The sequence below is a fragment of the Azonexus sp. genome (assembly GCF_036170495.1).
Lineage (GTDB): Bacteria > Pseudomonadota > Gammaproteobacteria > Burkholderiales > Rhodocyclaceae > Azonexus.
On sequence record NZ_JAVHPH010000364.1, the window covers coordinates 1 to 4,140 of the forward strand.

The window sequence follows — 4,140 nt, forward strand, 5'->3', positions numbered from 1 at the left end:
AAAGGCTGGTCGGAGACGCTGTTCAAGCGAAAAATCGCCCAGCTGGCTTCGATCATCGTGCGCATGAAGGAGGGCGCCGGGCCCGATATTCTCGGTGTGTGCGAGGTCGAAAACCGCTATGCCCTGCAGACCCTGGCCGATCAGCTCAATCAGGCGCTGCCGGGGCGCAGCTACCAGCTCATTCACGTCGATTCTGCCCGCGATCAGCGCGGTATCGATACAGCTTTTCTGTACGACGCCAAGCAGTTCACCGCCAAGCTGGACGAGCTGTTTTCGCACTGGGTCATGCGCCAGACCGGCACGCGCGACATCACGCAAATCACCTTCGTTGCGCCATCCGGCAAACAACTCGTCATGCTGGCCAACCACTGGCCGTCACGCTCGTCGGCGATTGGTGATGGTGCCGAGTATTCGTCCGGTTTTCGCGCCACGGCGGGCGAAACGCTGGCCTATTGGCATGGCCGGATACGGGAAGTAAAGGGCGACAATACGGCGGTCATCGCGCTCGGCGACTTCAACGACGAACCCTTCGACAAATCCATCACCATTCACGCCCAGGGCCTGCGCGACAAGGGCGACGTGACGCGGACGCGGAGCGCCAGGTTCTACAATTTGACGTGGGAATACCTGACGCTGATGACGCAGGACCGCAAGGGTAACCCGCGCCTGCTCAACGGCACGCTCTATTTCGGCAGCGATGCCAGCCTGTTCGACCAGATCCTCATTTCAACCGGCTTGCTGACCGGCAAAAGCGGCTGGCGGACGGTCGACGGCAGCGCCCGCATCGAGGCTTATCCGACTATGGTCAGCCATCGCGTCGGCGAGGGGCCGATACGTTTCGGGCTACCGTCCGGCGACGTCGCAGCCAACGTCAATCTGGACGGCTACAGCGACCATTTTCCGGTGTCGGTGCGCATCGAAGCGGTGTGAACCGGGGCGCCGAATCGCGCCCCGTATTCAGAAGCCGATCTTCCGGCTTCGCCCCATTCTGGCCTGTTCGAAATCCCCGCTTTCGAGCCAGTTGCGCCCTTCCAGCTTGGCCGTGCCAAAGGCGGCGAGCAGGCGTTTGCGCATGTCGCGCGGCGGCAGCAAGCCGAGCCGTTCGAGCACCGCCTCGTCGGCCTCCGGCGGGAAACCCCAGTCGTGCTGGCCGACGATTTCGCGGTACAGCGCAGCAGCAATGCTGATCGCCGCATCGTGGTCCGGACGCGGCACTTCGTAGACGTTCATGCGGTTGAGAATCGGCTCGGGAATCGAACGTTCGTCGTTGGCCGTCGTCACCCACAGGATGTGCGAGGCATCGATGTCGATGTCGATGAACTCGTCCTTGAAGGCGCGCGCCGTATCGTGCTCGAGCAGGCCGTACAGCGAGCCCATCGGGTCGTAGCGCGAATCGCCGCCGGCCTTGTCGATTTCGTCGAGGACGACGATCGGGTTGGCGTAGTCGCCATGGACCAGCGTGTGCGCCACCTTGCCCGGCTTGGCGTTGTTCCACTGCGCCGAGGCGCCGGACAGCACCCAGCCGGCGGTCAGCGAACTCATCGAGATGAATTCGTGGCCGGTGCCCAGTTGGTTGGCCAGTTCGCGGGCGAAATGGGTCTTGCCGATGCCCGGCTCGCCGAGCAGCAGGATGGGCGTGAAGCTCATCGGCTCGTTGCCGGCGACCGAGAGGGCGACGTATTTCTTGAGGTCGTCGATCACCTCGCTGAAATTCGGGCAGCTGTCGTAGAGGCCGTCGATCATGTCGGCGCCGGTCGGGCGGATCAGGAAACGGCCGCCGCCGCGCTGCTTCATCTTGTCGTAGAGGCTGGCCAGCGCTTCGTTGCGATTGCCGGCGGCCTCTTCCATGGCGCGGTCGATGGCCGCCACGTCGTAGATGGTGCGCTCTTCAGCGACCGAGAGTCGGATTTCACTGTGGGCCATGATGACTTCCTCCATGCGCTCTTAGACCGGTTAACGGATCCAGCGTGCTACGGGTTTAGTCGAGCATATTTCGTTCCCGGTTTCCGGTTGAGGGTGTCGATAAAAGCCGAAAAGCCATGCAGGAAGCGAGTTTTCAGCCTTGGCGGGGAGCGAGAATGCGGCTTCAAATTGGCCGGTTTTTTCCGGTTGACCGTAGCAATCCGACAATTTGTGCCCCGCTTTGGCGCGTTCAGTGCTCTGGGTAGAGCAGTTGCTGCGCCGTCTCGAACAGCTCCCGCTCCTCGAAGCGGACGTGATCGTGGAGCAAGGTGGCGAAGCGGGCGAGGAGTTCGCTGTCCGGTTCGGCCAGGCGTCGGTTGAGGTCGCGCAACTCGGCGTGTTCGGCCAGCGTGCGAGTCACCAAGGCCTTGGCGCCGACCGCGGCCAGCGCCGGCAGCAGGTCGTTTTCTTCGCTCTGGAAATGGGATTCGAGCACCGCGGGAAAGGCCTCGATGATTTTTTCCGCCGCCTCGGCGATGGCCAGTGCGTGGCCGGCATCGCTGGCGAAGCGGGCCAGTCGGGACAGCTTGAGGGCGTGGTGGTGTTCGCGCGACAGTTGCAGCAGGGCGGCATGGCGTTTCATCGGGCACCTCCTTTGGCGTTACGGCGGACCAGCGTTACCAGCGTTGCGATGAAGACGGCGAGGACCAAGCCGTTGAGCAGGGCGGCCGTGTGGCGCAGATCGAAATTGTTGCTGAGGCCACCGAAGATACGCAGCGCCAGGGTCAGGTGGAGCAGCGCGAGCGGCAGGTAAAGGGCCGGGTGGTAGGGGATTTTGATGCGGGTGACGGCCGGGAAAATGATTGGCGCGTGGCCGAAAACCATGGAAAAAACGAAGCCCAGGCCAATGGCGTGCAGGGCCGCATCGCGCCATTCATGACCGGGCGCAAAGGCACCGGCTAGTCCGAGCAGGCCGGCTGCAAACAGCCAGGCGTAGCCGGAAAGCAGGCAGGCAGCGATGAAGCGGGTCAGCCCCGCGCTGGCGATGTTGCGGCGCGCGATGTCGTAACGCAGCAGCCAGAGGGCGAGGGCGATCAATCCGCCGGCAAAAAGCCGGTCGACCGTGGCCATGGCGCTGAACAAGAACACGCCGACGATGGCGATGAACAGCTTTTGGGCGAGCGGCGGCGTCGGCAGAAAACGGGTCAATTCGAGCCGTTCGCCAGCGATGGTCAACACCAGAAAAAGCAGCCACCAGGCGACGGCGGGGCTGACGTTGCCGGTCGCCAGCCAGAGCAGATTGCCGACCAGCCAGCAGCCAGCGGCCAAGGTCAGGATGAGGGTGAACACGGCGACCTGACGGCGCAGGGCCACGCCACTGGCGGCAATCAGGCCGAGCGCGCCAAGGCTGCCGAGGCTCTGGCCGAGCAGCAGCGGGGCGCCGGCGAGCAGGGCGATGCCACTGGCTCCGGCCGCCAGCGGCGCGAGGTAGGCCCAGTTGCGGCCCGCCGCGACGGCCCGTTCGAGGCTGATCACCGTGCCGAAAAAAGCGGCGATCATGAGCGGCCCATGCACGCCGGCCGCCTGCATGGCCGGGCCGGGCACCTCCCAGCCGAGGCGGGCGAGGCCGGCCATCACGCCGCCGAGTAGCGAGAGCATGCCGAAAAAGAGCAGCGGCAAGCGGCCGCCGGGTTTGAGGTCGGCCATTTACGCGCGGTCCGCCTCGTCCCAGCCCAGGCTCAGGCGGCACTTTTCGCTCATCATCGACGGCGCCCAGGGCGGTTCCCAGACGAGACGGATTTCCGGCTGGCAATCAGCCGGCAGCACGCGGTCGAGCTCGGCATAGGCATCGTCGACGATCATCTCGCCCATCGGGCAGGCCGGCGAGGTCATCGTCATGTCGATGAGCAGCTTGCCGGGGTCGTTGACGTCGATGCGGTAGATCAGGCCGAGATCGACGATATTGGCGCCGACCTCGGGGTCAACGACCTTGCGCAGGGCGGTGCGGATCAGTTCGGTATCGAGGGCAGCGGTCATTTGAGCCAGACGTTAGAATGGGGTGCGGCCATCCTAGCAGCGCGTTTTCTGGCCATCTTTAGCACGGAGCAAAGAACATGGAACGCTTCACAATTTCTTTGGATGAGGCTTTGGCCAGGGAATTCGATCAACTGATCGCGGCCCGTGGCTACCGCAACCGCTCGGAAGCCGTGCGCGACCTGATCCGCGGCGCCATCGAGA

Annotated in this window: 6 protein-coding genes; 2 read left to right on the plus strand and 4 right to left on the minus strand. The window is 64.1% G+C overall.

The window, feature by feature from the left end; all coding sequences use genetic code 11:
• The coding region (locus ADADOO_RS13360; RefSeq protein ID WP_511277997.1) for an endonuclease/exonuclease/phosphatase family protein at positions 1 to 930 on the plus strand (930 nt) is incomplete at its 5' end.
• 27 nt (positions 931 to 957) lie between these two features.
• On the opposite strand, the gene ADADOO_RS13365 is transcribed toward ADADOO_RS13360, so the two are convergent.
• From ADADOO_RS13365 to ADADOO_RS13380, 4 genes are all read right to left on the minus strand, one after another.
• Complete coding sequence (locus tag ADADOO_RS13365; protein ID WP_511277998.1) at positions 958 to 1,923, minus strand: AAA family ATPase; 966 nt, start codon at positions 1,921 to 1,923, stop codon at positions 958 to 960.
• Positions 1,924 to 2,152: 229 nt separating this feature from the next.
• The gene (locus ADADOO_RS13370; RefSeq protein WP_511277999.1) at positions 2,153 to 2,545 is read right to left on the minus strand and encodes a hemerythrin domain-containing protein; all 393 of its coding nucleotides are present in this window, start codon (positions 2,543 to 2,545) and stop codon (positions 2,153 to 2,155) included.
• A complete protein-coding gene (locus tag ADADOO_RS13375; protein ID WP_511278000.1) occupies positions 2,542 to 3,609 on the minus strand; it encodes a DUF8744 domain-containing protein in 1,068 nt (355 codons plus the stop codon). Before ADADOO_RS13375 ends, ADADOO_RS13370 begins: the two co-directional genes overlap by 4 nt.
• Positions 3,610 to 3,939 carry a metal-sulfur cluster assembly factor gene (locus ADADOO_RS13380; protein ID WP_511278001.1) on the minus strand — a complete coding sequence of 110 codons (330 nt, stop codon included), beginning with the start codon at positions 3,937 to 3,939 and terminating at the stop codon, positions 3,610 to 3,612.
• Positions 3,940 to 4,016: 77 nt separating this feature from the next.
• Between ADADOO_RS13380 and ADADOO_RS13385 the strand changes: the two genes are divergently transcribed.
• On the plus strand, positions 4,017 to 4,140 hold a 124-nt coding region (locus ADADOO_RS13385), incomplete at its 3' end, for a ribbon-helix-helix protein, CopG family (protein WP_511278007.1).